13 protein-coding genes and 2 pseudogenes are annotated in these 13,668 nt (G+C 62.9%); 14 read left to right on the top strand and 1 reads right to left on the bottom strand.

All coding sequences use genetic code 11. The features are described from left to right. Positions 1 to 42 precede the first annotated feature (42 nt). From Q7T26_00415 to Q7T26_00355, 13 genes and pseudogenes are all read left to right on the top strand, one after another. Positions 43 to 453 carry a secondary thiamine-phosphate synthase enzyme YjbQ gene (locus Q7T26_00415; GenBank protein ID MDO8530623.1) on the top strand — a complete coding sequence of 137 codons (411 nt, stop codon included), beginning with the start codon at positions 43 to 45 and terminating at the stop codon, positions 451 to 453. Positions 454 to 460: 7 nt separating this feature from the next. Beyond that, positions 461 to 904: a PaaI family thioesterase gene (locus Q7T26_00410; protein ID MDO8530622.1), complete on the top strand. Its 444-nt coding sequence runs from the start codon at positions 461 to 463 to the stop codon at positions 902 to 904. Between the two features lie 72 nt (positions 905 to 976). Further along, the gene (gene hpt, locus Q7T26_00405) at positions 977 to 2,359 is read left to right on the top strand and encodes a hypoxanthine phosphoribosyltransferase (GenBank protein MDO8530621.1); all 1,383 of its coding nucleotides are present in this window, start codon (positions 977 to 979) and stop codon (positions 2,357 to 2,359) included. 184 nt (positions 2,360 to 2,543) lie between these two features. Further along, complete coding sequence (locus Q7T26_00400) at positions 2,544 to 3,317, top strand: glycosyltransferase family 2 protein (GenBank protein MDO8530620.1); 774 nt, start codon at positions 2,544 to 2,546, stop codon at positions 3,315 to 3,317. A 214-nt stretch (positions 3,318 to 3,531) separates the two neighbouring features. Beyond that, positions 3,532 to 3,939 carry a CoA-binding protein gene (locus Q7T26_00395; GenBank protein MDO8530619.1) on the top strand — a complete coding sequence of 136 codons (408 nt, stop codon included), beginning with the start codon at positions 3,532 to 3,534 and terminating at the stop codon, positions 3,937 to 3,939. 91 nt (positions 3,940 to 4,030) lie between these two features. Further along, a complete protein-coding gene (locus tag Q7T26_00390; GenBank protein ID MDO8530618.1) occupies positions 4,031 to 4,909 on the top strand; it encodes a cation diffusion facilitator family transporter in 879 nt (292 codons plus the stop codon). Positions 4,910 to 4,937: 28 nt separating this feature from the next. Continuing rightward, positions 4,938 to 5,066, top strand: a pseudogene (locus tag Q7T26_00385) (site-specific DNA-methyltransferase). Positions 5,067 to 5,370: 304 nt separating this feature from the next. Next, a pseudogene (locus Q7T26_00380) lies at positions 5,371 to 6,246 on the top strand (site-specific DNA-methyltransferase). Beyond that, positions 6,238 to 7,425 (top strand): caspase family protein, encoded by a 1,188-nt coding sequence (locus Q7T26_00375; protein MDO8530617.1) that lies wholly within the window; start codon positions 6,238 to 6,240, stop codon positions 7,423 to 7,425. Before Q7T26_00380 ends, Q7T26_00375 begins: the two are co-directional and overlap by 9 nt. A 344-nt stretch (positions 7,426 to 7,769) precedes the next feature. Next, positions 7,770 to 8,657 carry a tetratricopeptide repeat protein gene (locus Q7T26_00370; protein MDO8530616.1) on the top strand — a complete coding sequence of 296 codons (888 nt, stop codon included), beginning with the start codon at positions 7,770 to 7,772 and terminating at the stop codon, positions 8,655 to 8,657. A gap of 75 nt (positions 8,658 to 8,732) precedes the next feature. Continuing rightward, complete coding sequence (locus tag Q7T26_00365; GenBank protein MDO8530615.1) at positions 8,733 to 9,650, top strand: ABC transporter ATP-binding protein; 918 nt, start codon at positions 8,733 to 8,735, stop codon at positions 9,648 to 9,650. A 2-nt stretch (positions 9,651 to 9,652) separates the two neighbouring features. Next, positions 9,653 to 10,849, top strand: a complete 1,197-nt coding sequence (locus Q7T26_00360) for a hypothetical protein (protein ID MDO8530614.1) — start codon at positions 9,653 to 9,655, stop codon at positions 10,847 to 10,849. 16 nt (positions 10,850 to 10,865) lie between these two features. After that, positions 10,866 to 11,663 carry a hypothetical protein gene (locus Q7T26_00355; GenBank protein MDO8530613.1) on the top strand — a complete coding sequence of 266 codons (798 nt, stop codon included), beginning with the start codon at positions 10,866 to 10,868 and terminating at the stop codon, positions 11,661 to 11,663. Positions 11,664 to 11,765: 102 nt separating this feature from the next. Here Q7T26_00355 and Q7T26_00350 read toward each other — a convergent pair whose 3' ends face one another. After that, the gene (locus Q7T26_00350) at positions 11,766 to 12,527 is read right to left on the bottom strand and encodes a response regulator transcription factor (protein ID MDO8530612.1); all 762 of its coding nucleotides are present in this window, start codon (positions 12,525 to 12,527) and stop codon (positions 11,766 to 11,768) included. Positions 12,528 to 12,881: 354 nt separating this feature from the next. Here Q7T26_00350 and Q7T26_00345 point away from each other — a divergent pair. After that, a partial coding sequence (locus Q7T26_00345; protein MDO8530611.1) for a response regulator occupies positions 12,882 to 13,668 on the top strand: 787 nt, incomplete at its 3' end.

Raw genomic sequence — 13,668 nt, 5'->3', positions numbered from 1 at the left:
CAGGGGGGACAAGGCCTGTCCCTGTATCAAATGGAGTGATGCATGGTCGTCACACGGCGTCTGAACGTACAGACCAAGGGCGCAAGCGATATAATAGACATAACCCCCGACGTGCAGCGAGAGGTACAGGCGGCGGGGCTGAAGGCGGGCACGGCGACGGTCTTCGTGCAGCACACCACGGCGGCGGTCACGGTTATCGAGCACGAGCCGGGGCTGCTGCTGGACACCCGCGCGCTGTGGGAACGCCTTGTCCCCGGTGATACGCCCTACAAACACAACGTCCACGACGACAACGGTCACGCGCACCTGCGCGCCGCCCTGCAGGGGCCGTCCTTGGTGGTCCCCTTCGTGGACGGCAAGCTGGCCCTGGGCAGATGGCAGCGCATCGTGCTCCTGGACTTCGATACGCGCCCCCGCTCGCGCGAGCTGGTCGTCCAGGTCATGGGGGAGTAGCGGCCGGATGAACGGATATCGACCGGACTGGGCGGAGCGGGAGATGCTGCTGATGAACGACGCGCCCTACGCGCGCCACCTAGGCATTCGTATCACGGATGTCGCGGAGGGGTATGCAAAGGTTATCATGTCCACCATCGCTCCGTATTTTGGCAACCGCTTCGGCATTATCCACGGAGGTGGCATCTGCTCGTTGATAGACGTGGCGGCGTCAATGGCGGTGCGCTCCACCGTGCTTCCCGGCCAGCGCACGGCCACTATCGGCCTGTCGGTGGACTTCATGGCGGGGGCAAAGGGCAAGCAGGTCGTGGCGGAGGGACACGTGACGCGCAGGGGCGCGACCCTCGGATTCGTGGATGTGATGGTGCGGGATGAGGACGGCACGCCGGTGGCGAAGGGCGGAGGCACCTTTATGATCTTTCGCATGGACGAGGGGACGCGCACGGACTAGGACGCGGGCCCGACAGGGGGTGGATGCTTGGTCCGGTTATTTTTCTGGAAACAAGGGAAGGCTAAAGGGAAGATGCAAGAAGAGACTGAGCGCCAGGCTGAGTCATCATCTCAGGATATTCAGGGTCCGGGGGAAGGCCGACAGCCTGCCCAGCCGCGAGAGGCGGCGGCGCCGCCGCCCGCGGCATCGGCAGGCCCCGAGGGGCAGCCGCCCGTGACGTCAGCGGCGGGACCGGGCGCCACGCCGTCGGGGAAGACGCCCGTGAGGCGACGCCGACGCCGCCGTGGGGGCGCGCGCAAGAAGCCCGCCGCTGAGGGCATGGCGCCGACGGGAGCAGCTCCATCTGTGGGAGCGCTCGCTCCGCCCGTTGCGGGCGCGCCGCAGGAACCTGCGCCGGCTGCTGCGCCTGCCTCCGGCGAGTTGCCCGTACTCAGGCGGCGGCACACGCGTGGAGGACGGGGCAGGAGGCGGCCCGGCGAGGCCGGGGCGACGCCCCTGGCGCCAGCGGCGTCGCAGCCGTCTGCGGAGCACCGGTCCAGCGAGCAGCACCCCCAGCACCCCACGCCCATCGCCGCGCCGCTCCGGAAGACCTTCGCCCATCCCAGCGAGGCGGAGTTCGCAAAGCTGATGGACTACTACGGCATCCGGTGGGAGTACGAGCCGCGCTCGTTCCCTCTGCACTGGGAAGGCGAGCGCGTCACCGAGATGCAGACGCCGGACTTCTATCTCGTTGACCTTGACCTCTACGTGGAGCTCACCACGCTGAAGCAGAGCCTGGTCACGGAGAAGAACCGCAAGATCCGGCGGCTGAAGGAGCTGTACCCGGACGTCAGCATCAAGCTGCTCTACAAGCGGGACTACCATCGGCTTCTGGCCAAGTACGGCTACGGGCCGCTGGGGAAAGCGCCTGTGGAGGGAGTGGAGCGCGTGCTCCTGTCAGCGGAGGAGATACAGAAGCGGGTCGCGGAGCTGGGCAGGCGGATTTCGCTGGACTACGTGGGGCGGCGAATAGTGCTGGTGGGCGTGCTGAAGGGCGTGCTGTGTTTCATGGCCGACCTGCTCCGGCACATCACCATCCCGGTGTCGGTGGAGTTCCTGGCTATCTCGTATTACGGGGCAGGCGCTCCCGGCGGCATCCGCGTGACCAAAGAGCTGGACAAGAGCATCAACGGCAAGCATGTGCTTCTGGTGGAAGACATCATTGACACGGGGATGACGCTGAACTTCATTCGCGGCCATCTGCTGAAGCAGAAGCCCGCCAGCCTCGAGATATGCTCGTTGCTGGACAAGAAGATACGGCGGCTGGTGGACGTGTCCGTGAAGTACGTGGGCGTTGATATTCCCGATGAGTTCGTGGTGGGGTACGGGTTGGACTACCGCGAGGAGTACCGGAACCTGCCGTACATAGGCATACTGCGGCCAGAGGAGCAGCCGGAGACCGAAACGACCGAGTAGCGATGTGTTTCCGAGGCAACAAAAAAGGCCTTTCGGCTATGCCAGAGGCTTCGCTTACTCGACCGTTCGTCCCCTCGTTTTTTGAAGGGACACTTACATCATAGCACATTTCGCTAGGGTCTGTCAAGTTTCGCTATGCGCTCGTGCGGAAAGGCTGCGTCGCCGGCCCCTCCGGCGCTAGGCCATGTTCCTGAGCGTGGTCATCCCTGCCTACAACGAGGAGCGCCGCATCGGAGCGACGCTCCTCGACGTGGCGCAGTATCTGGAGCGCCAGCCCTACTCCAGCGAGACGCTGGTGGTGGACGACGGCAGCCTCGACGGGACGGCGGGCGTGGTGGAGCAGTGCGCCCGGGAGCATCCCCATGTCAGGCTGCTGCGGGCGCCCCACAGGGGGAAGGGGCACGCGGTCAAGACGGGCATGCTGGCCGCCACGGGTGAGCACCGCTTCCTCTGCGACGCCGACCTGTCCATGCCCATCCAAGAGCTGGGCAAGTTCCTGCCGCCGCGCCTGACGGACTACGACATCGCCATCGGCTCGCGGGAGGCGTCCGGCGCCCGGCGCATCGGCGAACCGCTGTCGCGGCACCTGGCGGGGCGCGTTTTCAACCTCTTTGTGCGGATGGCGGCGGTCCCGGGCATTCAGGACACGCAGTGTGGCTTCAAGTGCTTCCGGGCGGAGGCCGCGCAGTCCCTCTTTCCGCTGCAGCGCCTCCCGGGATTCGCCTTTGACGTGGAGGTGCTATTCCTGGCGCGGCGCGCGGGCTTGCGGGTCGTGGAGGTGCCCATCGAGTGGCGGTACCGGGCGGAGAGCAAGGTCAGTCCGCTGCGCCACGCCCTGGGCATGGCGCGCGACGTTCTGCGAGTGCGCTGGAGCGCATGGCGTGGCGCGTACGGCAGGCCGGCGGCCACGTCGGGCGGCAAGCGGGAGTCGTCGTCTCGCCAGGAGCGCGACGTCTAAGAGCCTATCCGATAACTCGTCGCATGAGCGGCAAAGGGTACCTGTCATTCCGAGCGGAGCGAGGAATCTCCCCCGATCCTGTGACTGTGCGAAGAAGACCCCTCTCTTCGCTCGGGGTGACACCAGGAGTCCGGATAGGTGCCAAGGACGTTTTCCTGCCGCGCCGTGCGCTATTGGGCTACAATGAATGCAAGAAAAGCGCGAGGGGGACGCCATGCGGACTATCGAGGAAATCCTGAAGTCAAGCAAGACCGTGGCTGTTGTGGGGCTTTCGCCGCGCCCTGACCGGCCCAGTTACGAAGTGGCCCGCTATCTGCAGGAACATGGCTACCGCATCATCCCGGTGAACCCGCAGGCGACAGAGGTCCTGGGGGAAAAGAGCTATCCCAGTCTCGCTGATGTTCCCGTGCCCGTGGACGTGGTGGACATCTTCCGCCGTTCCGAGGACGTGCCCCCGATTGTGGACGAGGCCGTTATGGTGAAGGCGAGAGTCGTGTGGATGCAGGAGGGCATCGTCAACCAGCAGGCGGCGGCCACGGCGCGCCGGGCGGGCCTGGATGTGGTCATGGACCGGTGCATGCAGAAAGAGCACAAGCGCCTCGCCGCCCCGGGGAAGCCCTAGTCACCGCGCCATGTCGCGCAGACCCGCCCCCTTTTCCGACATTTCCCACCCTGCCCTGGAGCCGCTGAGCGCCGCGCCTCCCGCCGGGAGGATGCGCCTGGCGATGGCGCTGACGGCGGTTATCCTGGTTGTTGAGGTGGTAGGCGGGATAGCGTCCAACAGCCTGGCCCTGTTGAGTGACGCAGGCCACGTCCTGACCGACCTGATCGCCCTGGGGTTGACATGGTTTGGCCTGGCCCAGGAGCGGCGAGACCCCACGCCGCGCATGACCTATGGCTACCACCGCGTCAGCCTGCTTGTCGCCGTGGTCAACGCCCTGCTGCTGATCGGGGTCTCCGTCTATATCTTTTACCACGCCTATCTCCGACTCCAGTCGCCTCCGCAGGTCCAGGGGCAAATCATGCTGGCCGTCGCCCTGGTCGGCCTGGCGGCCAATGTGGCGGTGATGGTCATCCTGCGGCCCTACCAGGGCCGGAACCTGACCATCCGCAGCGCCTTCCTGAACGTGGTGGGGGACGCCCTGGCGTCCGTGGCCGTGGTGGTCGGAGGCATCGTCATCTCAATCAGCGGGTTCTACGTGATTGACCCGCTGCTCAGCATCCTGGTGGGCGTGCTTATTATCATCGGCGCGTGGAGCATCCTGCGGGAGAGCCTGCCGGTGTTCCTGGAGGCGGCGCCCGCGCACCTGGACACGCAGGAGATACGCGCGGTTATACGGAGCGTGGCGGAGGTGCGGGACGTCCACGACCTGCACGTCTGGAGCATCGCGCCCGGGATGAGCGCTCTCAGCGCCCACGTCCTGGTGGACGACTGCCCCATCAGCCACGTGGTGCGGGTCCGGACGGACATCCTTGAGATGCTGCGGCGCCGCTTCCATATCGAGCACGCCACAATCCAGTTCGAGTGCGCCGGGTGCGGGCCGGACGTCCTCGTCTGCGTCGTGCCGCGAGGGGGCGGGCCGCGTGGCTAGACCGTCGCAGGGGTCAAGGAGACAGGCGGTGAAAAACAGGGTCTACTACGGGGACAACCTGCCCATCCTGAAGACGCTCCCTGACGCCTCGGTCAATCTAATCTACATTGACCCGCCCTTCAACACGGGCAAGACGCAGAGTCGGACCGCCATCAAAGTCAAATACCCCCCCCTTTTTTTTGATTTATCTACTTGGAATATACACTATTACCTATTGACTTGTCAATACCCCACGTATAAACTCCAAGTAAATAGTCTTGGGGGTCATCATGGCAACCGAACCAATCCGCGCTACGAATCCGAAGCCGTACCAATGCCGTTGCGGACACCAGTGGTTCCCGCGATGGGTGGGTGAGCGACCACGGGTTTGCCCGAAGTGCAAGAGTCCAAATTGGGATAGGCCGTACAAGTTCCGCCGAAAGCAATCCTAATGTGCCAATCGAGCATGTAGGGAGCATGACATGAGCGAAGAAGCCGCGAGGGTACTACCGTCAGCCTTGCCCGGACAAATTATATTCGGCGACAATCTACCATTTCTTAAGACGCTCCAGAGCGGGACGATTGACCTCATTTACATCGATCCGCCGTTCAACACTGGGCGCATTCAGTGTCGGAAACAGATCAAGACGGTGCATGACGATAATGCACCAGATCGAATTGGGTTCAAGGGCCGTGGCTATCGGAGTGAGACCGTTGGAAAGATGGCATTTGAGGACATTTTTGAAGACTTCGAGGCGTTCATCATGCCACGCCTTGAGGAAGCCTACCGAGTACTCAAATCAGATGGTTCGTTATTCCTGCATATTGACTATCGTGAGGTTCATTATTGCAAGCTTTACCTAGATCAGATTTTCGGGCGTCCCAGCTTCATCAATGAGATCATCTGGGCATACGATTACGGTGCCCGGTCAAAAAGCCGATGGTCGCCGAAACACGACAACATCTTGTGGTACGCGAAGAACCCCAAAATTTACACGTTCAACTTCACTGACATCGATCGTATCCCTTACATGGCACCAGAACTTGTCGGGGCCGAGAAAGCCGAACGTGGTAAGACACCTAGCGATACATGGTGGCACACAATCGTCAGCCCGACTGGTCGAGAAAAGACGGGTTATCCTACGCAGAAGCCGCTAGGGATTATCGAACGAATCGTCCGGTTGCATAGTAATCCTGGCGACACGGTGCTCGACTTCTTCGCTGGAAGTGGAACCGTGGGAGAGGCATGCGCCAAGCTAGGTCGGAAATTTATCCTCGTGGACAACAATCCCGAAGCTTTTGAAGTAATGAAGCGTCGTCTCGAAAAATTCAAGCCGGAGGTTATCGTGATGCCAAACACAACTGATGAACCAGTGGACGCCTCCGCTGAGATACCAGCACCAAACGTGCACGTGATCATTGCGGCTGTTTGGGACTACGAAAATAAAGCACTCCAAGGTCTTAGTGGCCCTGCGAAAGATGTCGTGATGATGAAGCGATTCTTCGACTCCACCGAATCAAATGTGGGCGTGCATGCGAGCAAAGAGGTAGAAGTCCTGGAAAACCCCACCGCTGAGAAATTAAGAGCCGTACTTGTAAATTATCAAGACACTCGCTCAGCCACGGGCGACATTCTTATTTTCTATTTCTCTGGTCATGGCGCGGTGCTTGGGGATCAATTTGTGTTCTGCTTTAAAGACACCATGATTCGACCAGATGGCACCTATGTACCGCTTACCGTCCTCAGGTTCGATGATATTGTTCAGACCTTGGCTGGTGCTCAGGTTCATCCGGTCTTTATCCTCGACGCATGTTTCAGTGGAACGGCTGGCGCGAATGATCTGCTCAGTCTAGTTAGCGCAATGCACGAAAAGGTGCGCCTCGCTTCCGGTCGTTCCTACGCTCTGCTATGCGCGTGTCATGCACAAGGGCCAGCCGAGGACACACCCAAAGGCGGCGCTTTCACCAAAGCACTCTTCGATGCAGGACAGGCTGGTCTTGCCGATAAGGCACACCGGCGGCAAAAGTTCTTGGAGGTGAAAGACTTATCGCAATCGGTTCAGGCCAGACTCACGCGGGAAGGATTCCCTCTTCCAAAGTCATGGTTTGGTGATGACTTGCCGTCGTTTCCGCTAGTTCGGAATGTGGCATTCCAACCGCGAATTGAAACTCTGATGCCGCACCACGGGCAGACACTCGATTTGCTCTGGAATAATGGGAACCCGCGCACCGTGACCATTACGGACATTAGGGAGAATTGTGGACAGAGCGCCTACGGCAATCACCGTAAGCTGAGTTGGGGGTGGAATCTTGTTGAGAACGCAGGAGATTCAAAGCATAGACGGCTCACAGAGCTAGGGAAACGGTTCATGGCTGGTGACCTTAAAGTTTCTGAGGTGATTGAATGGGACCCAGTCAAGAGTGTCTGGCGTGCCGCCAAGGATGCCAGACAAATTGCGCGCTCAGAGATTGGAGCAACCAAGGCTCTGATGGCAAGAGTAAGAAAGCACAGCTCGAAGCGAACTAGGAAGCAGTAGCAAAATGACGCGCAATAGACTTTTGCAACAGCCGCCGGACATCTGCAACAGGAGGCACTTGTGCAACAAAGCCGCCGCGAGGGACGTGGAATGGGTCGGCTGGACGCCGGATGATTCGCTCCGTGGCGGAGGTTGATGAGGGTGGCGCCGTCGGCTAGGCCGACGAAAACATTACGTGAAAAGCGTCACGCTGCAGGCTTCGCTCCGCGTCCACGCGGGGGCTGCAAGGAGACAATCTTAAAGTTCGTCCAAAATTGATGGCAGCAGCCCCTTGCAAAACGTCGCCAGAGCCGTTATTTATATGAGGCAGAGGTGCTCAAGGGCACCCATCGGGGACACGGTAAATGACGTTGTATCAGACAGAGGAAAAGGCTCGCCTGCGCCGCGAGCTCAGTAAAGAGGCCATCACCCTGGCGATGCAGAACCGCTGGGATCAGGCTGTCCACGTCAACCGGAATATTCTGGAGGTCTTCCCTACTGACGTGGAGGCCATGAACCGGCTGGGGAAGGCTCTGACGGAGCTGGGACAGTACGCGGAGGCGCGGGACGCGTTCAAGAAGGCCCTGGGGGTGGCGCCGCACAACACCATCGCCAAGCGCAACCTGGAGCGTCTGACCCTGCTTCGCGACGGCAAGGCCCGCGTTCGAGAGGAACCCAAGCCGGTGCGGCCCGACCAGTTCATTGAGGCCACGGGCAAGGCGGGGACCACCACGCTGGTCAATCTGGCGTCGAGCGAGAAGCTGGCGAAGCTCTCGGCGGGAGACCCGGTCTCGCTCAAAGTGCGGGGCAACGCGCTGGTGGTGGAGAGCCTGGCGGGCGAGTACGCGGGTCGGTTGGAGCCGAAGCTGGCGGCGCGCCTGGTCAAGCTGATGGAAGGCGGGAACAAGTACACCGCGGCCATCACCAGCAACAACGCGCGGGATGTGCGGGTTATCATTCGCGAGGTGTTCCAGCACCCCAGCCAGCGCGGGCGTATTTCATTCCCCGCCAAGGAAATAGCGGACTTTCGTCCTTATGTCCGGGGCAGCTTGATGCGCTACGATCTGGCGGAAGAGGAAGACGAGGCTGCCGCCAGCGACGGCGAGGCGGGTGGAGAAGGGGAATGGGTCGCGGGCAAGAAGGTGAAAGAGGTGCTGGAGGGCAAGGACGCGCTGGGCGAAGATGAAGGGGAAGGGGAGACGCCTCTCGCTCCGCGGCCTGAGGCGGACGCGGACGAGGAGGAGGAGACGTAGGCGCTCCCGGGATAGTATGATACACGCCGGGGTCTGTGGCCCCGGCTTTTTTTGTGCCTGGAAGGGGGACATGCTGTGCGGCCCGTGGTGGAAGCTGAAGGGCTGGTCAAGCGGTACGACGAGCGCGTCGCGGTGGACGGCATCTCGTTCCGCGTTCAGCCTCAGGAGTGCTTCGGCTTCCTGGGGCCTAACGGCGCGGGCAAGACCAGCACCATGCGCATGATCGCCTGCGTTTCCCCCCTGACCGCGGGCGTTCTCCGCGTCCTCGGTCGAGACGTGCGCGCGGACCCGCGGGGCATCAAGGCGCGGTTGGGCATGGTTCCCCAGGAGAACAACCTGGACCCGGACCTCACGGTGCTGCAAAACCTCCTGGTGTACGCCCGTTACTTCGACATGCCTTTGTCCCTGGCGCGCCAGCGGTCGGCGGAGGTGCTGGAGCTGTTCCATCTCGCGGACCGGGCGCGGAGTCCCATTGCCGACCTCTCCGGCGGGATGCGGCGTCGTCTGGTCCTGGCCAGGGGGCTGCTGAACGCCCCTGAGCTTCTCATCCTGGACGAGCCGACCACCGGCCTGGACCCCCAGGCGCGCCACCTGGTGTGGGACAAGGTCCGCTACCTGAAAGGCAGGGGTGTGACGATGCTCCTGTCCACGCACTACATGGATGAAGCGGCGGTCCTCTGCGACCGCCTTATTATCATGCACCAGGGGCGCATCGTGGCCGAGGGCAGGCCCGCCGAGATGGTGGCTCAGCACGTGGGCCGTGAGGTGATTGAGGTGCGGCCGGAGCCCGCCGACCGCGCGCGCGTCATCGGCTTGCTGCGCGAGCGCGGCATGGCGCCGGAGGAAGCGGGCGAGGCGCTGTACCTCTTTGGCCAGGACGGGGATGTCGTGCTGGGCTGGCTGGGATCCCAAGTACGTGGCGTGGTCCGGCGAACCGCCACGCTGGAGGACGTCTTCCTGAAGATGACGGGGCGCGTCCTGCGGGAGGAGTAGGCGTGTTCATCCGCGGGGTTGTGGGCCGTTTCGCCTCGCCGCTGTACGAATTGGCGGCGCTGGGAGGCTTGGCGGTCCTTTACGCCCTACCCATCTTGCTCCGTCCGGGCGACGTCCTTCCGTTTGGTGGTGACCTCGACTCGGTAGTCGCTCCCTACGCATTCGTCAGGGAAAGCATCCTGGCGCTTCGGTTCCCCACCTGGAACCCCTACTACACCACGGGCCAGCCCTACTTGGGAGACCCTCTCGCCTCTTACCTCTACCCCGTTATTCTTGTGCCCGTCATAGCCTTCGGCGTTATCCCTGGGCTGAAGCTCGCCATCGTCTGTTCATTATTTCTTGCGGGAGCAGGCCAGTGGCTGCTGGGGCGGATGGCGGGCCTCTCACGGTGGCTCTGCCTCTGGAGCGCGGCCCTTTTCATGCTTTCGGGCAATCTGGCCGCCAAGTTCTCCGGCGGTCAGCTTGAGAAGGTGCTCTCCTACCCCTGGATACCCTTCTCCATGGCCCTGGTCCTGCTGGCGCTTCGGCGCCCACGCCCCTGCTGGATCGCGCTGGCGGCCCTGAGCACTGCCATGCCCGTATTCTCCGGGGACTACTATGTCTTTCTCTACACCGTTATCGCGGGTGCTGCCATCGCGGTAACGGACGCCGCCTTTAGAATGTCCAAGTCCGGAAAGGCGCATCCAGCCCTGGCAAGTGTGGGTCTTTACGGAGGAATCCTTAGCCTGGCGCTCGGGCTGGCCGCCGTTCGGTTGCTGCCCTCTCTGGAGCTTCTCCCGCGCATGTTCCGCATTGTTGACCCCTACGTGGGTTCACAGCATGTCTTTGGCGTCCTGGCGGACTTCCTGCTGTTTCCCCGGAGGCTCTACGTGGAGCCGCTTCTGGCCCAGCTCTTTGGGTACAACGGACAACTCTGGTGGGAGTGGTACGCCTTTTTGGGGCCCTTGCCGTTCGTGGGGCTGTTCTTTCTGCACCGGGCGTGGCGGCAGCCCGATGCCCGGCGTCAGGTCATCACCTTCGCCACGCTGGGAATCGTGTCTCTCCTTGTCATCGCCAACGGCTACGTCTACTCTCCCTTCCACTGGCTGTGGCAGGCGCTTCCCGCGCTCAGCGGGTTCCGCCTGCCCGTGCGGGCGCTCGTCCTGACCACGAGCGCGCTGCTTCTTCTGGCGCGCCGCGGGATGGCGGCGTTACCTTAAGGCAGGAGTCCTCGGCATGGGCGTGGCGACGGCCCTCGTCGCCAACGGCTATGTGCTCTATACGGCCGAGCCTGTCACGGAGTCCGGAGTGCGCCAGGCTATTGCATGGCTGCGCCAGAGCGACTCCAGCGTCTACTACGTGCAGATACTTGAACGGGCTCCCGGCGAGCCACGGTGGCGGACATTTGCTCAATACGAGTTTGTGAGCGCCCATATCAAGATGCTGGACTCCTACCACGGATGGTTCCTGAAGGACTCCCCCGTCCTCTGGAAAGTCGCTCCCCAGGGTACAACGGGCCCTCCGGGCGCGCCGGGAACCATGCAAATACAGGCCAGGTACCTGTTCATGCCCGCGGGACAGGGCCAAGCCTTCGGACAAGAGGGCTACCGCGTGATTGCGACCGTCAACGGGTTTGATATTCTCAAGACGGACATGGCTTTGCCCTATGCCTTCGCTCTCCCGTCCGGCGCCGGCGCGGGGCCGCGGAGCGTCCGCGAGGTCAACGTGAACGAGCTGTCGCCGGGAAGGGTGGTACTGACGGCTGGCGCCCAGGCGGGCGACCGCATCGTGGCCCTGGAGACCTTCTACCCCGGCTGGACCGTGCGCGTGGACGAGGGAACGGAAGCGCCCGCCGACAACTACATGGGGGTCCTGTCAACGGAGGCTGTGCCCGGCGCGCATTGGTATGTCTTTGAATACCGGCCCGTGTTCTTCACGTGGGGCCTCGCCCTCTCGGGGGGGACGGCCGCGCTGCTTCTGGGGCTGCTTGCTGCGGGGAAGAAGTTGGCGCGCACAGTCCAGCGAGAACGGTAGACGGGGGAAAGCTTTGGGCAGGAAAGGCGGGCAGGGATGCGGCTCTTGGCCGCATGCGCTACTAGCAGAAGCGTAGCCACTCCGGCGCGGGCAACGCGTGTGCTAGGCAATAGCAGTACGTTCGGTCTCCTGCCCGTTCAGCGTGATCCATCCGTGGCGCAAGGCCCGCACCACGGCGTGGGTGCGGTCATTGGCCTCGATCTTCCTCAGAATGGCGTTCACGTGGTTCTTGACTGTCTGCTCGCTGATGTGCAACAGGCAGGCGATCTCCTTGTTCGACTTGCCGCTGGATATGACGGTGAGGACCTCCGTCTCGCGGGGCGAAAGCGGGCACTCCGCACGCATTGACTGAGGGGAGTCGGTCTTGAAGGCCATGTGCTGGACCTGCCGCAGGACGTGGGATGCGACCCTGGACCGTCCCAGCAGGGTGTACTGGATGGGATATTCGCCCGCGTGGACGCTCCGCACAATGCCGGGCAGGAACTCCGGCAGCGCGTCCTTGCGCACGCACGCCGCGGCGCCCGCGTTGATGGCGAGGAGCACGTGGGCGTCATCGTCTTCGGGCACGAGCGCGACGAAGGAGACGTTTGGAACCTTTTGCCTGATGCTGCGCGCCAGCGGAAGTTCCTCGGCGCTGGTGATGTCCATGCTTGCCACAACGACGTGCGGATGGGTCGTTTCGACGGAGTGCGAGGCCCCCGCCAGAGTGCTCACGGCGCCCACCACGGCCATGTCAACGTTGCGGACGAACGTGGCGCGGACGCTCTGCAGGTAGGCGATGTCCCCTATGGCGAGGAAAACGCGTGTCCTGCTCTCCGGCGCTGGTCCGTGTTGCCAGTAGGGCTGGCCTGAGGAGACGAACATAGCCCTCTTTTCACCTCACCGCACACATCCATGCTCGCGATGCCCGCGTACTACACTCGAGGTGGCCGTGGAGTCGGCTGCTAGCTGATAAGGCCGCTCCCAGGGTGCGGTGACGCGGATTCTATCTCACGCAGCCATCGCATACTATAGGCCGTCAGTACCGACTGGGGCGTACTTTCGGGCTATTCCTGAGGTTTGCTTCGACTTTAGATGTGGATTGTCCTTGAGCCGTGGGTTGGTACAGCTTGGCGGGGAGAGACGCGCAGGCTATAATGCGGCCTGTCGCGGTCGGTGAACAGGGCTGCGGCGTCCTGGCGTGAACCACTGGTGAAGGAAGGTCGGTGGTGCTTCTTGGTGAATGAGAAGATACTGATTGTTGACGACGAGGCGCCGGTGCGCGAGTCCCTGATGCGGGTGCTCCGCGCCGTGAGCTATCAGGTGGACGGGGCCGCCTCCGGCGCGGAGGCCCTCGAAAAGCTCGCCGCATCGCCCTGTGACCTGCTGGTCGCGGACATCCGCATGCCGGGGATGGACGGCCTGGAGATGATGCGCCAGGCCAAGAAGCGCGACCCCCACGTAGCCTGCCTGTTCCTCACCGGCTATGGCACCATTGATACCGCCATCGAGGCGCTGGACCTGGGGGTCCAGGGCTTCGTGCTGAAGCCCGTCGCTCCGGACAAGCTGCTGCGCTCCGTGGAGCAGGCGCTGGCCCGCGTGCGCGCCGACCGGGAGACATCCCGCCTGCGGGCGCTGACGCCCCTGCTGGAGGTCTCCCGCGCCCTGGTGGCGGAGGTGGACCTGGAGAGCCTGTTCTCCCTCATCCTCAAGCTCGTTCAGCAGGAGACCAGGGCTGACCGGGCCTCCCTCATGATGGTGGACGACGGCGGCAAGGAGCTGACTATCCGCGCGGCCTACGGCCTGCCTCAGGAGTACATCGGCAACCGCCGCAAGGTCCAGGACACCGTTGCCGGCTGGGTGGCGGAACGGGGCGAGCCGCTCCTGATCCAGAGCGGGGCGTCCACCCCGCCGGACATGCAGCGGGAGATGACGGCCAGGGACACCGGCTCGGCGCTGTGCCTGCCGCTGAAGGCCAAGGGGAAGGTCATCGGGGTGATGAACCTGTCCAAGCAGCGGGGCAACG

The organism is Dehalococcoidia bacterium (assembly GCA_030648205.1).
GTDB lineage: Bacteria > Chloroflexota > Dehalococcoidia > JAUSIH01 > JAUSIH01 > JAUSIH01.
The sequence above is the reverse complement of the archived record's forward strand: the minus strand, read 5'-3'. Positions and strand labels throughout refer to the sequence as shown.